Below are 18,592 nucleotides of genomic sequence, written 5' to 3'. Positions count from 1 at the left end.
GGATAAAAAAACAGCCTTGATGGCTGTTTTTTTATTTAAATAGAATAGAAGCTTAATCACGTTCTACGTTCATAGGTTGAACATCCATTTCTTTATATGGAATAAGTTTGGTTTTATATTTCCATTTATAACCTAACCAGATCGCAAGAAATAATGGAATACTGATATAGGTTGAAAGTAAACCTAACCAATCAATTTTTCCACCAATCAGTGCTTCATAGTTCTGACCTAGAATAATGATCGAGCAAAGGATAAAAGCAAACCATGGTGCAAACGGGAAGAATTTGGCTGTATAAGCTAAATCTTCGAGTTTATAGCCTTGTGCTAAATAGCCTTTACGGAAACGGTAATGTGAAATGGCAATGCCCAACCAGACAATAAAACCACACATCCCTGACATATTTAGCAACCAGTTAAAAACTTCTTGTTCGCCAATAAATGTGGTTAAAAAGCAGAGTGCAGCAATTGCAGTGGTGGCGTAAAGTGCATTCATCGGTACGCCACGCGGGTCAAGTTTTGCAAACCATTTTGGTGCGCGTCCCTGACGTGCCATGTCAAATAGCATACGGGTGGATGAATACATGCCTGAGTTACCTGCAGACAATATTGCAGTCAGGATCACCGCATTCATTAAGCTTGCAGCAAAAGCAAAACCTGCTTTTTCATACAACAATGTAAATGGTGAAAGGGTAATATTGTCGCTTGCAGCAGCTTGCAAAAGACGAGGATCATCATAGGCAACTAATGTACCGATGATAAAAATACACACCACATAGAACAATAAAATGCGCCAGAAAATTTGCTTAATGGCAACTGGAATGGTTTTTTTAGGATCTTTGGATTCACCCGCAGCCACACCGACCATTTCGGTTCCCTGAAACGAGAATCCGGCAATCATCGCAACCCCAATCATCGCTTGTAAACCGCCCACGAAAGGTGCATCACCTTTGGTCCAGTTGGCAAAGGTCACCATATTCGGAGTCAGCATGATTTTCGCAATCATGGCAATACCAATAATGATAAAGACAATAATCGCAACTACTTTGACAAGAGAGAATAAAAATTCAGTTTCACCAAAGCCTTTGACGGTCAGAGCATTAATAGCAAAAATAATGGTAAGGAAAATGGCACTCCAGTAGAAACCTGGAATATCGGGGAACCAGAACTTCATAATAAACTGTACAGCAACCAGTTCAAAAGCCACGGTAATGGCCCAGTTGTACCAATAGTTCCAGCCTAAGGCGAATCCAAAACCACCTTCCACATATTTAGTCCCATAGGTGAAAAATGCACCTGAAGTGGGGTTGTGTGTGGCAAGTTCACCTAAACTCGTCATTAAGAAATAAATCATTAAACCAATAAGAGCATAAGCTAGTAATGCGCCACCGGGACCTGCATTGGCAATGGTTGCACCCGAAGCCAAGAATAAACCTGTACCGATGGAACCACCAATGGCGATCATATTAAGATGGCGAGCACCAAGCTTACGCTGTAGGTGGGGTTGATCTGTTTCGCTCATCATTGTTCCTTAACATTTTTTTTCGTGTTGGCGAACAACACTTTAAAGCCTTGTTGGTCTGCTTTAGTCGTACACTGACCAAAATTTTGCTCAATTAATAATGGGTAATTCAGAAAGCGGTTTGCCACAATCCATAATTCGCCGCCCGATTTTAAATGACGTCGTGAGGTTTTGCATAAACTCTCACTGGCGTTGTAATTGGTCTGAATGCCTTGATGGAAAGGCGGATTGCTGACAATGGCATGTAAAAATAGCGGTGCATCTTCAATACCCGTCACTGCGGTAATTTCAAGTTGCTCTGGCGAAAGACTATTTTTTTCAAAGGTCATTCGGGTAGAAGCCAAAGCAAATGCATCAACATCCATCGCAAAAATTCGATTTTTCGGATTCAGTTTGGCGAGATAAGCACTGATTACCCCCGCACCACAACCAAAGTCGGCAATTTTACCTGAAGTCACTTGTGATAAAAAAGGCAAGAATACGGCTGTACCCACATCTAAACGATTTTGACTAAATACACCTGGAAGGGCACAAATGGTTAAATCACCATTAGGTGTTGCTACGGTATATTGCTGCGCCCAATCTGCCAAAGCTTTCGCAGTCACTGTAGAGTCAATGGTGACTTGCCACATTTGGCAATGACGTGCGCTGTCGAGTTTGAGTGCTTTGCCATAAGGCTGTAATTGCTTGGCTGCACGTTCGACACCCGCTTTCTTTTCACCCACCAGGAAGATTGAAGCACCTAGACCTAAACGGCTTACGACATTATGTAAGATGTAATTTAATAATTCTTTTGATTTAGGCACAAAAATGATTGCTTGATCAAAGCTGCCTTCAGGAAGGTCGACACCAAAATGTACATGGGCTTGTTGCGACTGAAAATATTGAAATTCATTATAATTCCATGTCCACAAACATGGAGTGATGTCTTTCTCTAAATTGGAAAGTAAGTCATCCGTCGGTGCATTAACAAGCAACACACGTCCAGAAAGATATTCGTGCTGTCGAATGACAACTTCACTTCTTGGATCCATTTTTTATCTCGCCATTGAAAAACTCTGCCCAGACAATGCTGGGCAGAATTGATGCTGAAATGAAATTATTTCTTCGATTCAGGAAGAATAATATTTAATAACAATGCTGCAATACCACCAGTCGCAACACCAGAACTGAAGATGTTACGGAATAATTCAGGGAGGTGTTCAAGAATTTGTGGCACTTGTGCAACACCTAAACCCAGTGCAAGTGAGATTGCAATAATCAATAATGCACGACGGTCTAATTGCACCCCTGAAAGGATGTTAATTCCCGAAGCTGCAACAGCACCGAACATCACCATAACAGCACCACCCAGAACGGCTTGAGGTACTGCTTGAATGACGCCGGCAACTGCAGGAAGCAAGCCAAGGATCACCAATAATGCGGCAATCCAGATGCCTACATAACGGCTGGCAACACCAGTCAGTTGAATCACACCGTTATTTTGTGCAAATACAGAACTTGGGAAAGTGTTAAAAATACCCGCTAAGAATGAATTCGCACCATTTACAAGTACACCACCTTTAATACGTTCCATCCATTTCGGACCATCTACCGGTTGGTTTGAAATCTTGGAAGTTGCAGTGATATCACCAATCGCTTCTAAAGAAGTCACCAGGTAAATAAAGGCCATTGGAATAAATAAGCTCCAAGAGAAACTTAAACCAAAGTGCATTGGGGTTGGAATCTGAACAATCGGTGCATCTTTCAAGCCGGAGAAATCCAGATGTCCCATAAAACCAGCAAGCGTATAGCCAATAATTAAGGCAATCAGAATCGCCGAGCTTTTTACCCAGGTAATACGTATACGATTCAAAATAATAATGATCGCCAGTACGGTACATGACATGATCAAGTTATCAGCGTTAGCGAAAGTTTTATCGCTCATGGCCTGATAACCGCCGCCCATACTGATTAAACCTTCTTTAATTAAGGTTAAACCAATCAGCAGTACGACAATCCCCGTAACCAATGGTGTAATCAGTTTTTTGATCCACGGTAAAATGCGTGAAACACCCATTTCAATAAATGAACCTGCAATCACCACCCCAAAAATAGAGGCCATTACCGCTTCAACAGGGGTGCCCACAGCGACCATTGCTGAACCAATACCAATAATTGGACCAATAAAGTTGAAGCTAGTGCCTTGAACAATCAGCAAGCCTGCACCAAAAGGACCGACTTTTTTACATTGTAGAAAGGTGGCAATACCCGAGATCACCAATGACATTGAAAGAATCATGTTGGTGTCTTGTTTTGAAACACCGAGAGCTAAACAGATCAGCAAACCAGGCGTGACAATCGGGACAATAATTGCAAGTAAATGTTGCAGTGCAGCTAAAAAAGCGATGAAGGGTTGAGGGCGATCGTTCAATCCATAGACCAAATCAAGGCGCTCTTGTTGCTCGGGAGAGTTATTTAAATCAGACATGTAAGAAGGTACAGCAGCAATTTGCCGTTATTCTAATCGAGTTACAGGACATTACAAATGAAAAAAAGAGTGATTTGTCAAAAAAACTTGTAACTGTGAATGAACTGTCACTACTAAAACTTTGTATTTTTCTGTATAATTTGCCCTCAAATTTAATACGTATCGAATTATACATGTCAGATATTAAAACTCTCCGTAACATTGCCATTATTGCGCACGTCGATCATGGTAAAACGACTCTTGTAGACAAACTTTTACAGCAATCAGGTGCTCTTGGCGATCGCGCGGGCGAGATCGAACGTGTCATGGATTCGGGCGCTATCGAGTCTGAACGTGGTATTACCATTCTTGCAAAAAACACTGCAATTAAATGGACTGATGCTCGTACAAACACTGAATACCGCATTAACATCGTGGACACCCCGGGACACGCCGACTTCGGTGGTGAAGTTGAACGTGTAATGTCGATGGTTGACTGTGTATTGCTTCTTGTCGATTCACAAGAAGGTCCAATGCCACAAACTCGTTTCGTAACGCAAAAAGCGTTCGCACGTGGTTTGAAACCAATCGTGATTATCAATAAAGTTGACAAGCCAAGCGCGCGTCCTGATTGGGTAATTGACCAAGTATTCGACTTGTTCGACAACCTTGGTGGTACTGACGAACAGTTAGACTTCCCAATTGTTTATGCATCTGGTCTTCGTGGTGTTGCTGGTCCTTCTCCAGAAGAACTTGCTGACGACATGACTCCATTGTTCCAAACAATCGTAGACATCGTTGAACCACCAGCAGTTGACGTTGATGGTCCATTCCAAATGCAAGTGTCTTCACTTGACTATAACAGCTTCGTAGGTGTTATCGGTGTTGGTCGTATTCAACGTGGTTCTGTGAAATTAAACACGCCTGTTACTGTGATCGACAAAGACGGTAAAACACGTAACGGTCGTATCTTAAAAATCATGGGTTACCATGGTCTAGATCGCGTTGATGTTGAAGAAGCAAATGCTGGTGACATCGTTTGTGTAACAGGTATCGATGCACTTAACATTTCTGACACCATTTGTGATCCAAAAGCTGTTGAAGCTTTACCGCCATTGTCTGTAGACGAACCTACAGTAACGATGACATTCCAGGTAAACAACTCACCGTTTGCTGGTAAAGAAGGTAAATTCGTAACTTCACGTAACATTCGTGAACGTCTAGACCGCGAATTGATTCATAACGTAGCATTACGTGTTGAAGATACTGATTCTCCAGACCGTTTCAAAGTTTCTGGTCGTGGTGAACTTCACCTTTCAGTTCTTATTGAAAACATGCGTCGTGAAGGCTTCGAGATGGGTGTATCTCGTCCGCAAGTAATCTTGAAAGAAGTTGACGGTGTAAAACAAGAACCGTATGAAAACGTAACATTTGACGTTGAAGAACAGCACCAAGGCGCTGTAATGGAACAAATGGGTCACCGTAAAGGCGAAATGACCAATATGGAAGTTGACGGTAAAGGCCGTATCCGTATTGAAGCAACTGTTCCTTCACGTGGTTTGATTGGTTTCCGTTCTGAATTCCTGACCATGACTTCTGGTACGGGTATCATGACGTCTAGCTTCTCGCATTACGGTCCAATGAAACAAGGTACTGTTGCGAAACGTCAAAACGGTGTGTTGATTTCTATGGTTCAAGGTACTTGCCTTGGCTATGCGTTGTTCACACTGCAAGATCGTGGTCGTCTATTCGCTAAACCTCAGTTAGAAGTTTACGAAGGTATGATCATTGGTATTAACTCACGTTCTGACGACATGACAGTTAACCCAACTAAAGCGAAACAGTTAACAAACGTACGTGCATCTGGTACTGATGAAGCGTTAACTCTAGTTCCTGCTGTAGAATATACGCTTGAACAAGCACTTGAATTCATTGAAGATGATGAATTAGTTGAAGTAACTCCTAAGTCAATTCGTATCCGTAAGCGTTACTTGACTGAGAACGAACGTAAACGTAACCGTTCTGGTAAATAATGATTTAATCAGTTTGAACTGATTTAAATGATTGAAAAAATGCTATCAATTCGTTGATAGCATTTTTTTTTGTTTACAATTAGCAATCCAATATATTCAACATACATAATTCCGAGTAAATTAAAGGGAATTATGAGCTGTTATAAATGCATTACCGGATCAGACAGTTCTCAAAATATATTAATAAAGAATGCTTTAAAGATAAACTGGAGAAAAGATATGAGTATTATTCAAGAATTTAAAGAATTTGCCATTAAAGGCAATATGATGGATTTAGCAATTGGTGTCATCATTGGTGGCGCTTTCGGTAAAATCATTGATTCATTGGTTAAAGACATTATTATGCCTTTAATCACTGTGATCACCGGTGGTGGCGTGGATTTCACACAGAAATTCTTTGTATTAGGAAAGAACCCCGATAATTTACAATCTTTAGATGCTTTAACTAAGGCGGGTGTAAACGTACTGACTTACGGTAACTTTTTAACCGTACTCTTAAACTTCCTGATTTTAGCGTGGGTTGTGTTCTTAATGGTTAAAGTATTAAACCGTATCCGTAAAACTGAAGAAGCAGCTCCAGCAGCGACTCCTGAAGATGTTGCATTATTACGTGAAATTCGTGATGAATTGAAAAAACGTCCACCCCTGTAATTTCAAGTAAATAAAAAACGGCGCTAAATGCGCCGTTTTTTATACCTTATTTATTCCCTCTCCTAAAAGGAGGAAGGAGCAACAAAGATTACTAATCCATCCGGAACTTAATTTCCAATAAATGCCAACCAAACTGACTTTTGATCGGACCATGCAGTTCACGTTCAGCCAACGTAAATACCGCTTTATCAATCGGACCTACAAGCTGTCCTTTTTTAATATCACCGAGTTCACCGCCTTTTTTACCGGATGGACAGGTGGAATGCTGTTTGGCAATTTTCGCAAAATCTGCACCAGCTTTAATTTTCTTTTTCAGCTGTTCAGCCAGTTCTTTATCTTTGACTAAAATATGACGGACAATGGCAGATTTCATGCTTTATTCCCTTTAGATGGAGTCTTGCTCGCTATTTTAACTTTTTTTAAAGGCTGACACTGTGGACAAAATACACTGGCACGTTGTCCAAGCTTTAAATTTTCCAAAGTGGTTTCACAGTTTACGCACATCTCGCCAGCACGACCATAAGCCAACAGGGTTTGCTGGAAATAACCATTTTCACCCATCGCATTACTATAGTCACGCAGGGTAGAGCCACCTAAATCAATGGCTTGTTTTAAAATCCGTTTAACTTCAATCACGAACTTTTCAATTTGATCACGGGTCAAACTTGATGCAGGCTGAGCAGGGTGAATGCCTAAATTGAACAGGCTTTCAGTGGCATAGATATTTCCAACACCGACCACAATATGATTATCCATAATGGCTACTTTGGCACCGACATTTTTCTTTTTAAATTTTTCCGCTAAATATTCTGCATTGAAGGCTTCGCTTAGGGGTTCTGGTCCTAAAGTGTCAATCAGCTTACTTTGTGAGTTGGAATCTAACCATAAAATACAGCCGAAACGACGCGGATCGTGATAACGCAATTCTATATCTTCAAACTGAATAATCAAATGATCATGCTTGCGCAATTCTGTGCTGGCATCACAAAGACGAAAACTGCCCGACATGCCTAAATGCCATAACATACTGTCGTGCTCAAACTCCGCCAAAATATATTTAGAACGTCGGGTGAGTTTTAATAATTTTTGCCCTGTCAGTTTTTCAATATCGTCAGGAATAGGCCAACGTAAACGGGATTCACGGACTTGAACAGAAATCACTTTTTGGTCAATTAAAGGCAATAAACTGGTTTTGGTGGTTTCAACTTCTGGTAATTCGGGCATGTTGGATTCTAGTGTGAGTAGATAAAGCTAATATCGGGTTGCAAGGGAGTGAATGCAAGTTTTTATTTTAAAGGGTCGTGGGTAAAATTTGTGATTTAACTATAGATATCTATCTTTAGGATTGGTTGAAAATATACCAATTGGTCTAATTTGAAATGCCATTTTCCACGGTGGTAATTATTTTTTTAAATTTAATATTTGTAGTTAATATATTGAAAAATATTAATATATTTAATTTGAATTAAACTAATTGTTATTTGTTTTACTTTATATATAACTTTTTATTTTTTATATGATAAAAAAATTGATGAGATTAATGCCTGAAAATTATGTAATTTTCACACAATATATACAATTTATTTGAATTGTACTCTCTCGAACCTTGCTGTGATTTTCCTTATGAAAAAATTTAGTCTAGCTTTATTACCCACCTTGCTGTTGGTTGCCATGACACACACTCACGCTGAAAATGCTTTTGATCCAAATGGTCAATATTTATTGGGGGACTGGAACGGTAAACGTACTGAACTTGCTGGGCAAGGGGTGAAATTTGATGCCAATATTGCTGCTGATGCTGCCTATTTAGCCGATGGTGGTCGTGATGGGGGGAATGATCCGACTGTAGCAAGCCAATTGTGGTTAGGTTCGACTTTCGATATGGAAAAACTTGCCGGTTGGGATGGCGTGACGATTCGTGCTGCGGTGAGTGCACGTCAAGGGCAAAGTATCACACTTGATGATTTACAGGGTGAGGTGCCGCAACTTGCCAATGTTCAAGCGAACTTTGGTCGTGGTAACCAAAAAACACGTTTAAGTGAATTGTCGATTGAAAAGAATTTCAAAGCACAGGGTGTAAGTGTCAAAGTGGGTCGTTTAGGTCTGGGTATGGACTTTAACGTAATGGCGTGTGATTTCCAAAGTACCGCATTTTGTGCCGCACAAATGGGGAAATGGCAAGGGAATATCTGGATGAACACGCCTGTTTCACAATGGGGTGGTCGTGTGAAATATCAGGTAACTCCTGAAGTGTTTACTCAAGTGGGTGTGTATGAATACAACCCTGAAAATGCTTTGGAGCGTCATGGCTGGAACCTGAATACCGACAATGCCGATGGGGTAACCATTCCTGTAGAAGTAGTATGGCAGCCAAAATCATTTGTGAATGGCTTACCTGGCAGCTACCGTGTAGGTGGTATATACAACACGGCCGATGAAGCTAAGAATCAATATGATGTCGCATATGCAAAAGGTACAGTGGGTGAAGATCGTACTTATGCTGGCTGGTTGGCTGTGGAACAGCAATTGACTTCGACAGGTTCAGGTAAACAGGGTTTGCATAGCTTTGCCAATTTCACCTGGCATGACCGTACCACCAATAAAGTTGATAATTCACAACAAATCGGTGTGAAATATATTGGTTTACTGGATTCTCAACCGAATGACATTCTAGGTCTGGGTGTAAACCGTGTGCATGTGAATGACCGTATCAATAATGCCGCATTTAATGCCAGTGCTGAATACAATGTTGAATTGAACTATAGCTATTACCCAACCAAATGGTTAATGCTTCGTCCGAATATTCAATATGTGATTAACCCAGGCGCTACAAATAACGTAGACGATGCCTTGGTACTTGGTTTAAGCTCTAAAGTATTATTCTAATATAAAATAGAGAACAGCCTATGCAAGGTAAATATCACGTGATGCCTATCAAGATGACTTTACTTTGCCTGACGGCGTGTATCTGCCAACACCTCTATGCTGAAACAGGTTCTACGGAACCTGTTTTGTTGCCTACCTTAAAAATTGAAGCCACACGTACGGATACAGACTGGTTGCAAACACCGGCTTCAGTGTATCGAATCGATCAAAATAACAATGAAAATAATCTAGGGGGCAATTTATCTGAAACCTTAAAAGGTGTGCCGGGCTTACAACTGAATAACCGTGAAAATTACGCACAGGATTTACAGATTTCCATGCGTGGCTTTGGTGCACGTTCTACTTTTGGTGTACGGGGCATACGTTTATATGTTGACGGTATTCCGGCAACGATGCCTGATGGACAGGGGCAGACTTCAAATATTGATCTAGGAAGTCTGGATCATATTGAAGTCTTGGGTGGACCATTTTCATCACTTTACGGTAACTCTTCTGGCGGTACGATTTTAACCACCACTAAAGAGGGTGAAGGGCGTGATTCTATCCAGTTAGGCTACTCGGGGGGGGAGTAATAACAAAGGTCGTGCGGATATTGTCTTGCAAGGCGGGGCAGATCAAGCCAGTGAACCGAGTTATGTCATCAGTTCATCTTATTTCGATACTGATGGTTACCGTGAACACAGTGCGGCACGTAAAGTTCTCAGCAATGCTAAACTGACGTGGAACTTGGATGATGGTTCCAAACTGAACTGGATTGTGAATCATGTGGATATTAATGCCGATGATCCTCAGGGTTTGACCCGAGCGCAATGGAAAGAAAATCCTAAACAAGTCAATGATGCGGCAAATATTTATGATGTGCGTAAAGAGATTAATCAGACCCAAACCGGTTTAACTTGGTCGAAACCGATTAATGATCGGTATGAAATTAATACGATGGCCTATCTGGGACATCGTGAAGTCACACAATATCAATCGATTCCTCAAGCGCCTCAAAATAATCCACGTCATGCAGGCGGGGTGATTGATTTTAGCCGTGATTATTACGGTACCGACCTGCGCTGGACAGGCAAAGATTTATTGCCCAATACCCGGTTCACTGCTGGAGTGGCCTTTGACTATATGGATGAAGACCGTCAAGGTTATGAAAATTTTAATGCCAATAATCAATTCGGCTTAAAAGGCGATATACGCCGTGATGAAAAAAATACGCTGTGGAATTTAGATCCATATGTCCAAGCATCTTGGGATTTTTTACCCAATTGGACCTTAGATACTGGTCTGCGTTATAGCAATGTGCATTATGAATCTAAAGATCATTATATTGTTGTTGGAAATGGTGATGACAGTGGGAAAACGGATTATGACAGAATTTTACCATCAGCCGCTTTAACTTGGAAAATTAATGATCAGCTCAATGTCTATGCAAGTTACGCCAAAGGTTTTGAAACACCCACTTTTACAGAAATGGCTTATTCGAAAAATGACGGAATGAATTTTGATTTAAAACCTGCAAATAGTGATAATTATGAACTGGGTTTAAAAAGTCAAAATCAGCTAGGAAATTTCACTGCCGCAATTTTCAAGAGCAATACCCACGATGACATTGTTTCTGCTGGAACTGAAAATGGTCGTGCGACTTATCGTAATGCCGATAAAACTTTACGCAAAGGGCTAGAACTGTCATGGAATAAAAACCTATGGCGTGATCTGACTGCTCAAGCCAGTTATAGCTTTATCGATGCTACGTTCGATTCAGATATTCTTAATACTGACCCTGCAAAAGTGGTGGTGAAAGGAAATTATATTCCCGGTGTCGCTAAAAATCAGGCTTTTGTGGCTTTGGCATGGCAGCCTGAAACGGGCTTTAATGCCGGAATGGGTGTTCGCTATATTGATAAATTATATGTCGATGACATCAATTCTGATGCAGCGCCAAGCTATACTTTAACTAGTGCCAATGTCGGGTATGTCTGGAAAAATGCAGACTGGAAAGTGCGTACTTTTGCCCGAGTCGATAATCTCTTTGATGAAGATTATGTAGGCTCTGTAATTGTCAATGATGGTAATGGTCGTTTCTTTGAACCTGCAGATGGTGTGAACTGGAGCGCAGGTTTAAGTGTCACTAAAGCATTTTAAGGAGAGAAAGTGTGTCTTTATTATTTGAATCGATTCAGTTTGGAACATTAAAACTCAGCAATAAAATTATCATTGCACCAATGTGCCAGTATTCAGCAACTGAACAGGGCGAAGTGACGTATTGGCACGAACAGCAATGGGCGAATTACGCATTATCTGGTGCGGGTTTATGCATTGTCGAAGCGACAGCGGTACAGTCTGAAGGTCGTATCAGTTATGCAGATTTAGGGCTTTGGAATGATGCACAGCGTGATCAGATCAAGACATTACTGAAAAAAATAAAGACACTTTCGCCTATGCCTTTTGCTGTGCAATTGGCACATGCGGGTCGTAAAGCCTCTACCGACAAACCCTGGAATGGAAGAGATCAATTTAAGCCGGAAGAAGCACATGGCTGGCAAACTGTTTCTGCCAGTGATCTGCCATTTAACCCAACTGATCACCCACCGCATGCGCTGAGTCAAGATGAAATTCAAAAAGTGATTCAGGATTTTGCTGAGGCAGCTGTTCGCGCCGTGGATGCAGGTTTTGATTTAATTGAAGTGCATGCAGCACATGGTTATTTACTGCATCAATTTATGTCGCCACTATCGAACAAGCGTACCGACGAATATGGGGGCAGTTTTGAAAATCGTATTCGTTTAACCCTTGAAGTTTTTCAGGCGATCAAAAATGCTGTACCTCATGATTATCCAATTGGAATGCGTATTTCTGCAACCGACTGGATGGATGGACAAGACAGTTGGAATGTTGAATCTTCTGTTGGTCTATCAAAAGCTTTAGAGCAGTTGGGTGCAGTGTATATCCATGTTTCAAGTGGTGGTTTGCATGCGAAGCAAAAGATTAAAATTGGTGCCAATTATCAGGTGCCTTTTGCTGAAGCAGTAAAGAAAGTGGTTCACATTCCAGTGATTGCAGTGGGAATGATTACAGAAGCCCAGCAAGCTGAAAATATTTTAAAATCCGAGCAAGCCGATGCAATTGCTCTGGCTCGTGCCATGCTTTATGAACCACGTTGGCCTTGGCATGCTGCGGCAGCATTGGGTGCGAATATCGAAATTGCGCCACAGTATTTGCGCTGTCAGCCACATGGGCTGAAAGAGCTGTTTAAAGCCTTTTAATTACATCAATTTTACAACCGCCATCAACGTTTATATGAGCACCAAGGTTCATATATTTCGTTGATCGTTCATTTTTACAGGACATTTTTAATATGGTCTTCGCGGTCATTGTACCTATCTTTTTTCTATTGGCTTTAGGTTATTTGTCCGTAAAACTGCAACTTTTAACCAAAGAGCAAGTCAATGCGATCGGTGCTTTTGTCATTAAAATCGCGTTACCTGCTTTATTCTTCCAGTCTTTGGCCTCAAAAGATTTAGGTGAAATCTGGTATCCGGAATATTTCTTTATTTATACCGGTGTGACTTTCATTTTATATATTTCAGCATTTTTCATTGTTTCGCAGTATTTCAAAAACAATTACTCTCAGTCATCGGTTTTGTCCTTAGGCGCTGCGATGTCCAATACCGGACTCATTGGTACAGCAGTGTTGTCTTTGCTGATGGGACATCGGGCAATGACTTACACCTCTTTAGTGGTGATTATTGAAAGTGTCCTGCTTATTCCCGCGGTTTTGATTTTGGCAGAATTGGGTACCCGGCAAAAGGCAAATGTTGCAGTCATTGTTAAAAGTACATTATTGACCTTATTAAAAAATCCATTGTTTATGGGGGTCATGCTGGGGATTACTTGTGCTGTTTTTCAGATACATATTCCTGAACGGTTAGATCAGGTCTTGTTACTGTTGGGACAAACTGCATCACCTCTGGCGTTATTTTCCATTGGCGGCGGCATTGTTGGCCTAACCTTAAAATATGTAAATGTGCAGAGCTGGTATCTGGTAATTTCCAGTAACTTGATCATGCCTTTACTGATGTTTTTAGGCTTAACGTATTTAACTGATGTTAGTCAGGAAATGGTCTATGCTGGGACAATTATTGCGGCCTTACCGATGCCGACCATTTTTGGAATGTTAGGCCAGGCCTATGGATTGAATGAAAAAACCTTAACGCCATTACTGATGAGTACAATTTTAGGCTTTGTGGTGACCAGTATTTTAATTAGTGTGTGGTGGGCTTGATTTTTTAAATATCTGTAATATTTATCAAACTCATAAAAAAGCCCCTAATTTAGGGGCTTTTTTATTGGAGAAAATTTAGCTTTTCTTTGCAGCTTTTGCTGGGTTTTTCGCTTGTTCAGCAATCATTTTGTCCACAACTGCTAAAGATTCCTTGGCTTGCGGTATATTTTCTTTTGCCAGGGTAGAGAAAATCTTTTTCGCTTCAGGCAGGTTTTGCGGAACAATGTTGCCATTCGCGAACATATTGCCCACCGCCATCAAGGCAGGAATATAGCCTTTTTGTGCTAAGTCTTGAATGCTTTTTAAACCTTGTTTAATCGGAGCTTCATTTTTATTTTTAAAACCCAGACTAATGTCATATAAGGCTTTGGCATGAATCGCTTGATAGTTATCTTTTTTAATTAAAGGATCTAATTTTTGCAATGCCAATTTATCTGAAGCAGGTGTGCCTTCAGCAAAAAGTAACACGGCTAAATCGACAGTCGCATCAGCAAACCCTTGGGCAGATGCTTTTTCTAAATACTGTTTGGCTTTTTTAGTGTCTTGTTTAAGACCTAATGTTCCTCCTATGTAGTTTTTACCCAATACATAGTTGGCAACAGGATAACCTTTGCTTGCAGCCTCTTCGTACAGCTTAATGGCTTTTTTCTCATCTTTGGCTGTACCTTGACCAGTTTGAGTCAGGTAGCCTAAATTATAAATGGCTTGAGGATTACCCGCTTTGGCTAATTTTTCCAGTTCCTGGTATGCGTCCTTCATATTGTTGGCTTTGACCAATGCTTCAATTTTGGCAAATGCAGGATCAACCGAGCTGGTTGCCATTTCTGCGATTGCAAGATGTGAAGATAAGGTGATGATGCTGGCAAGTATAATTTTTTTCATATTTTAAAACCTTTTTATAAACATGCACATAATTCCATTTATGTGTTTAAGAATGTATGTGGAAGACTCAATACAACATCATAAGTTTAATTATGTGAATGTAAATATATGATTTGTGTATTGCAATAAAATTTTGTTGATATTTGCATAATAAGTGCTTAAGTAAATAGTGAGCAGCTTAAATCAGCCTTAAGTGCTTATCGGTTTTAACATGAATTGTTTTTCTATAGTTAAAATTTTAGTTAAAGTGAAATTTCATGACATAAAAGGGCATCGAGAAAGCAACTTCACTTTGCTTTTTCGTCAATGTTTGTTTAAATCTCGGCTGAATAAAATTGTGAGTATATGAATGTTCATCAAAGGTATTAAACGGGCATATGATCAGATTAATCGGGATGAAAGCATTCCGGATGAAGACAAATTTGATGCATTGTTGATGAGATTAGGCAAAAACTTTTTGGTGAGCAAAGAAGACCGTGTTTATATCTTTGAACATGAGGGAAAGACTGCGCGTATTGATGCAAAACATGCGCGTGCATTCCATTTTAAAGAGTATGTCATTAAAGACATGAACAAACTTTTTCACGATTTTAATTTATGATTAAAAAAGCCTCCGATTTTGGAGGCTTTTTAATGATGTTTCTAAACTTGAATATTATTGCGGACGTGCTATACATCACCATTTAAAGCTTCTGGTAAATCTAAAACCTGTAAACCAAGTTCTTCCAGTGCCGCAGGTTTTGCAACAACAAGTGCTTTATAATCACCATCAATAGCAATGCTATTCACCACTTCTACATCATTGCTCAATTTGCTTGCAACAGCAGGAGTTTCACCTGTGCCTTGAACCAGATGCAACCAGTGTTTTGGTTTGGCTTTAAACCAAAGACGCGCAATAATTTCCTGACCCAAATAACAACCTTTGTCGTAATGCACGCCTTCACGCTGATGCAAACGAAGTTCTTGCGGTTGGAATTCTTGTGAAGTTGCAGCTTCAATCCAAGCCTGACCTGCTTCAATCGCTTGAAGTTGCCAAGCTGCAATATCGGTTTCAGTGGTAGAAAAATCCGTAGTATCGCCATTTAGCGTAGGAAAAACTTGACTACCTTCTTCCAGTTTCATTTTCGAAAATGCACCAAACTTTTTAATGTGTTTGGAAAATTCTTCGGCCTGATCTTGAGTAGTCACAATTTCAAAACTTTCCGGATTGATTTTTTTTAGCCATAAACCAAACTGAATACGACCTTTTAAACTACAGATTGCTGTATAGCGAGTCAGGTTTTCCGCTAAGGCTTCGGTATTTAAAGTCACTTGACCTTGAAGGAATTTTTGCGCATCTACACCATTTAAAGTGAATGATGTAAAAGCAGTAGACGTTGTCATGCTTGGCCTCAGTTTCAATACCACAAATCAATCAAGCTATTGTGCAGCAAGCACTAAACAGAGGCAAATAAAAAAGCCAACAATCGAGATCATTGGCTTTTAGAGAACTGTTATTTAGTGGTGATGAGCGCCTGTGGGTAAAGGCGAATCACAAGGGAACTTGCCTCCACAGACCCGCACCGTTTCCATCATGCCCTGATCTTCATGATCGAGGATATGACAATGTTGTACGAAATCACCTTCAAACTTCTTGTAATGGCTTCGAACTATATAGGTATAGTTTTGTTTTACAAAAAGTGTGTCCTTAAATTGTCCTTTCATACCACGATATTGCACATCGTCTAGAGTTGGATCAACCGGATTTTCTGGATCTTGTTGTAGTACTGCCTCACTGACATCATTGCCTCTAGGATCTAAAATTTTAACAATCTGGAAAGGATTAACATGAATATGGAAAGGATGGCCGCCAAAACCAGCGCTGGTCAGTTCCCATTCATCAGTTTGTCCAATTTGTAACTGACGGACAAATTCACGCTCACCATCTTTACCCACTGATCCATCTCCATCAAATTTATCTCCGAAACTCAGTGTTTCTCCATCCTTTTGATGGCGGAAGCCAAATTTAAAGGCACCGTTCACATTAGCCAGCACAAATGCACTGTACTGTTTTGGTCTGGAAGCAACCACCTGATCAATTTCTGGAGTCATCAGTGATGCGTGATCAGTAAAAGCAGCAAGATTAAGCTGAGATAACTGAGTCTGAATGTCTTTGCTTAAACCAATTTTCTGAGCCTGAACTTGCAGGAACTGGGCAGGTGTCTGTGCTTTTGACTTGCTTGCTTTTACATTGACCCATCCAAGCAGTTGAGCATTTAAACGGTGGGTCGGAGCGATTTGAGGTGTAATTTGACCCGTCGGTAATGGCGCATTAATTTCATCATCCACATTTAATTTGGTGTCATAAATGCAGTATCTATTGGTCGTTGGGAAGGCAACCATTGCATCTTGACGATAACCTGGATGGAAAACGGACAGTTTTCTGTTTTGTACATAACTCATGGTTAAGCCATCTTGTGCAATGGTATGCACAGCCAAGCTGTTTAGCTTATCAAATTCAGGTTTTTTGTTTGCTTCCTGATATTCTAAGCAGGTTTTAATCGTATCTTCAGCAGTAAATTTGCTGGAGTTTGGGATTTCTTTAATCATTAAACCAATGGTATCGCGAATACCGCCATGAATCATACGCCAGCGATTAAATACATTCTGTTCAACTTTCATCTCTCCTAAAACCTTACCATTGATGGAGGTGTAGTAATTCTGGCCGGTCCAGGAGCCACCGTTAGAAAGACCTGTATAATCTTCCAGCATGCCTACGCCTAAACCTTCGCAATTGTTGGGAGCAGGAAATGTGACCTCAGGGTCAGGGTTAGAGCATCTATATTGAATTTGCTGGAACAGCAGGATATTTTCATTTGGATAGCTGTTTTTTTCTTTCCATAGAATGTCCATATCTCCAGTTTCAGTGATTTTACCATTTTTCACTTTTGGTTTTCGTGAGCCTTCTACAATCAATGGGCCTGCCATAGCACTAGATACCTGAATAGCTGTTGAGCCATGCAGATGGGCGTGATACCAATAAGTACCCGCTGGATGATTTGGTTCCATTTTGAACTGATAATCAAATTTTTCATGAGGCTTGAATTTCAGGAAAACATTATCACTATTGCCTTGAGGACTGACCCAAAAACCATGGGTATGCAGGTTGGTGGTGTTAAAGCAATGTGGCCTGTTAACATTATCAACTTTGTCTGGACAGGTTGCTGCTGACTCAGGCGGAAGCTGGTTATTCAGATTAAGTGCAACCGTTTCACCTTGTTTGACCCGAATTTGTGGGCCGACCAGTTGGTCTTCTACAGGCTCTCCAGCTTTCTTCTTATCAAATAAACTGGCTTTGGTTAAATAACCTCTTAGGAACAGTTGATCCCATGTTCCATTTCTCGGATTGTAGATCTTGTTGGTTTTATAGGCCACGATCAGTTCATATTTGCCCTTGGCATTTTTCTGTAACAGGGGTGGGTTGCTAATCAAGCTGTCTGATGTTGTGGGAACGGGATGAGGTTTAGGTGGGTTGGATGGATGTGATGGGTTGGATGGATGTGAAGGATTGGAGGGGTGTGGGGGATTAGAGGGACTTTTAGCTCCATTCCAACTCAATACCAATGCTGCTATCACCGCAGCTATGACTCCAATAATGGTTATCTGTAACATTTTAGTTCACCTTTATCTTTTTTTTGTACTTGGAATATTTTTTTGAATAATATTTTAATTATTTTGCGTTTTTTAAGAGGTGGTCCCACATGTTTGAACAACTAAAAGCTTATTTATAAGTGATACTCTGCTCTAGTTAAGCTACCTTATTTTGTTGTGGTAGCTGGTCATAGTAAAACTCATCTGGAGTCATTTTGTCCAGACTCGAATGAGGTCGTTTCAAATTATAAAATTCAAAATAT

Annotated in this window: 13 protein-coding genes and 2 pseudogenes; 7 read left to right on the top strand and 8 right to left on the bottom strand. The window is 40.4% G+C overall.

What is annotated here, in order from left to right:
• Positions 1 to 52 precede the first annotated feature (52 nt).
• The 3 genes from E0409_RS09555 to E0409_RS09545 all read right to left on the bottom strand — a co-directional run bounded on the left by E0409_RS09555 (position 53) and on the right by E0409_RS09545 (position 3,989).
• On the bottom strand, positions 53 to 1,519 hold the full coding sequence (locus tag E0409_RS09555) for an amino acid permease (protein ID WP_131290112.1): 1,467 nt from the start codon (positions 1,517 to 1,519) through the stop codon (positions 53 to 55).
• Positions 1,519 to 2,553, bottom strand: coding sequence for a methyltransferase (locus tag E0409_RS09550; protein WP_131290109.1), 1,035 nt, complete (start codon positions 2,551 to 2,553; stop codon positions 1,519 to 1,521). The genes E0409_RS09555 and E0409_RS09550 overlap by 1 nt, the downstream gene beginning before the upstream one ends.
• Positions 2,554 to 2,618: 65 nt before the next feature.
• The gene (locus tag E0409_RS09545) at positions 2,619 to 3,989 is read right to left on the bottom strand and encodes a uracil-xanthine permease family protein (RefSeq protein WP_131290106.1); all 1,371 of its coding nucleotides are present in this window, start codon (positions 3,987 to 3,989) and stop codon (positions 2,619 to 2,621) included.
• A gap of 173 nt (positions 3,990 to 4,162) precedes the next feature.
• Between E0409_RS09545 and typA the strand changes: the two genes are divergently transcribed.
• Entirely contained in the window at positions 4,163 to 6,001 is a 1,839-nt protein-coding gene (typA, locus tag E0409_RS09540; protein WP_131290103.1) for a translational GTPase TypA, read from the top strand.
• Between the two features lie 219 nt (positions 6,002 to 6,220).
• Entirely contained in the window at positions 6,221 to 6,652 is a 432-nt protein-coding gene (mscL, locus tag E0409_RS09535; RefSeq protein WP_131290101.1) for a large conductance mechanosensitive channel protein MscL, read from the top strand.
• A 91-nt stretch (positions 6,653 to 6,743) separates the two neighbouring features.
• Here the strand turns inward: mscL and E0409_RS09530 are convergent, their stop codons facing one another.
• Both E0409_RS09530 and mutM read right to left on the bottom strand, forming a co-directional pair.
• Positions 6,744 to 7,025, bottom strand: coding sequence for a peptidylprolyl isomerase (locus E0409_RS09530; protein WP_131290098.1), 282 nt, complete (start codon positions 7,023 to 7,025; stop codon positions 6,744 to 6,746).
• Complete coding sequence (gene mutM / locus E0409_RS09525) at positions 7,022 to 7,876, bottom strand: bifunctional DNA-formamidopyrimidine glycosylase/DNA-(apurinic or apyrimidinic site) lyase (protein WP_131290095.1); 855 nt, start codon at positions 7,874 to 7,876, stop codon at positions 7,022 to 7,024. The genes E0409_RS09530 and mutM overlap by 4 nt, the downstream gene beginning before the upstream one ends.
• 399 nt (positions 7,877 to 8,275) lie before the next feature.
• On the opposite strand from mutM, the gene E0409_RS09520 reads away from it, so the two are divergent.
• The 4 genes and pseudogenes from E0409_RS09520 to E0409_RS09505 all read left to right on the top strand — a co-directional run bounded on the left by E0409_RS09520 (position 8,276) and on the right by E0409_RS09505 (position 13,817).
• Positions 8,276 to 9,538: a carbohydrate porin gene (locus E0409_RS09520; protein WP_131290092.1), complete on the top strand. Its 1,263-nt coding sequence runs from the start codon at positions 8,276 to 8,278 to the stop codon at positions 9,536 to 9,538.
• A gap of 20 nt (positions 9,539 to 9,558) precedes the next feature.
• Positions 9,559 to 11,677 (top strand): annotated as a pseudogene (locus E0409_RS09515) (TonB-dependent receptor domain-containing protein).
• Positions 11,678 to 11,688: 11 nt separating this feature from the next.
• Positions 11,689 to 12,798: an NADH:flavin oxidoreductase/NADH oxidase gene (locus tag E0409_RS09510; protein WP_131290089.1), complete on the top strand. Its 1,110-nt coding sequence runs from the start codon at positions 11,689 to 11,691 to the stop codon at positions 12,796 to 12,798.
• 92 nt (positions 12,799 to 12,890) lie between these two features.
• Positions 12,891 to 13,817 carry an AEC family transporter gene (locus E0409_RS09505; RefSeq protein ID WP_131290085.1) on the top strand — a complete coding sequence of 309 codons (927 nt, stop codon included), beginning with the start codon at positions 12,891 to 12,893 and terminating at the stop codon, positions 13,815 to 13,817.
• 75 nt (positions 13,818 to 13,892) lie between these two features.
• Here E0409_RS09505 and E0409_RS09500 read toward each other — a convergent pair whose 3' ends face one another.
• Positions 13,893 to 14,699 carry a tetratricopeptide repeat protein gene (locus tag E0409_RS09500; protein WP_131290082.1) on the bottom strand — a complete coding sequence of 269 codons (807 nt, stop codon included), beginning with the start codon at positions 14,697 to 14,699 and terminating at the stop codon, positions 13,893 to 13,895.
• Between the two features lie 349 nt (positions 14,700 to 15,048).
• Between E0409_RS09500 and E0409_RS09495 the strand changes: the two genes are divergently transcribed.
• Complete coding sequence (locus E0409_RS09495) at positions 15,049 to 15,300, top strand: hypothetical protein (protein ID WP_131290079.1); 252 nt, start codon at positions 15,049 to 15,051, stop codon at positions 15,298 to 15,300.
• A gap of 54 nt (positions 15,301 to 15,354) precedes the next feature.
• On the opposite strand, the pseudogene ygfZ reads toward E0409_RS09495, so the two are convergent.
• Positions 15,355 to 16,082, bottom strand: a pseudogene (ygfZ, locus tag E0409_RS09490) (CAF17-like 4Fe-4S cluster assembly/insertion protein YgfZ).
• Positions 16,083 to 16,196: 114 nt separating this feature from the next.
• Entirely contained in the window at positions 16,197 to 18,350 is a 2,154-nt protein-coding gene (locus E0409_RS09485) for a multicopper oxidase family protein (protein WP_131290074.1), read from the bottom strand.
• Positions 18,351 to 18,592 lie beyond the last annotated feature (242 nt).

The organism is Acinetobacter sp. ANC 4862, assembly GCF_004336635.1.
In the GTDB taxonomy this organism is placed as follows: domain Bacteria; phylum Pseudomonadota; class Gammaproteobacteria; order Pseudomonadales; family Moraxellaceae; genus Acinetobacter.
This window is presented reverse-complemented; position numbering and strand designations above follow the sequence as displayed.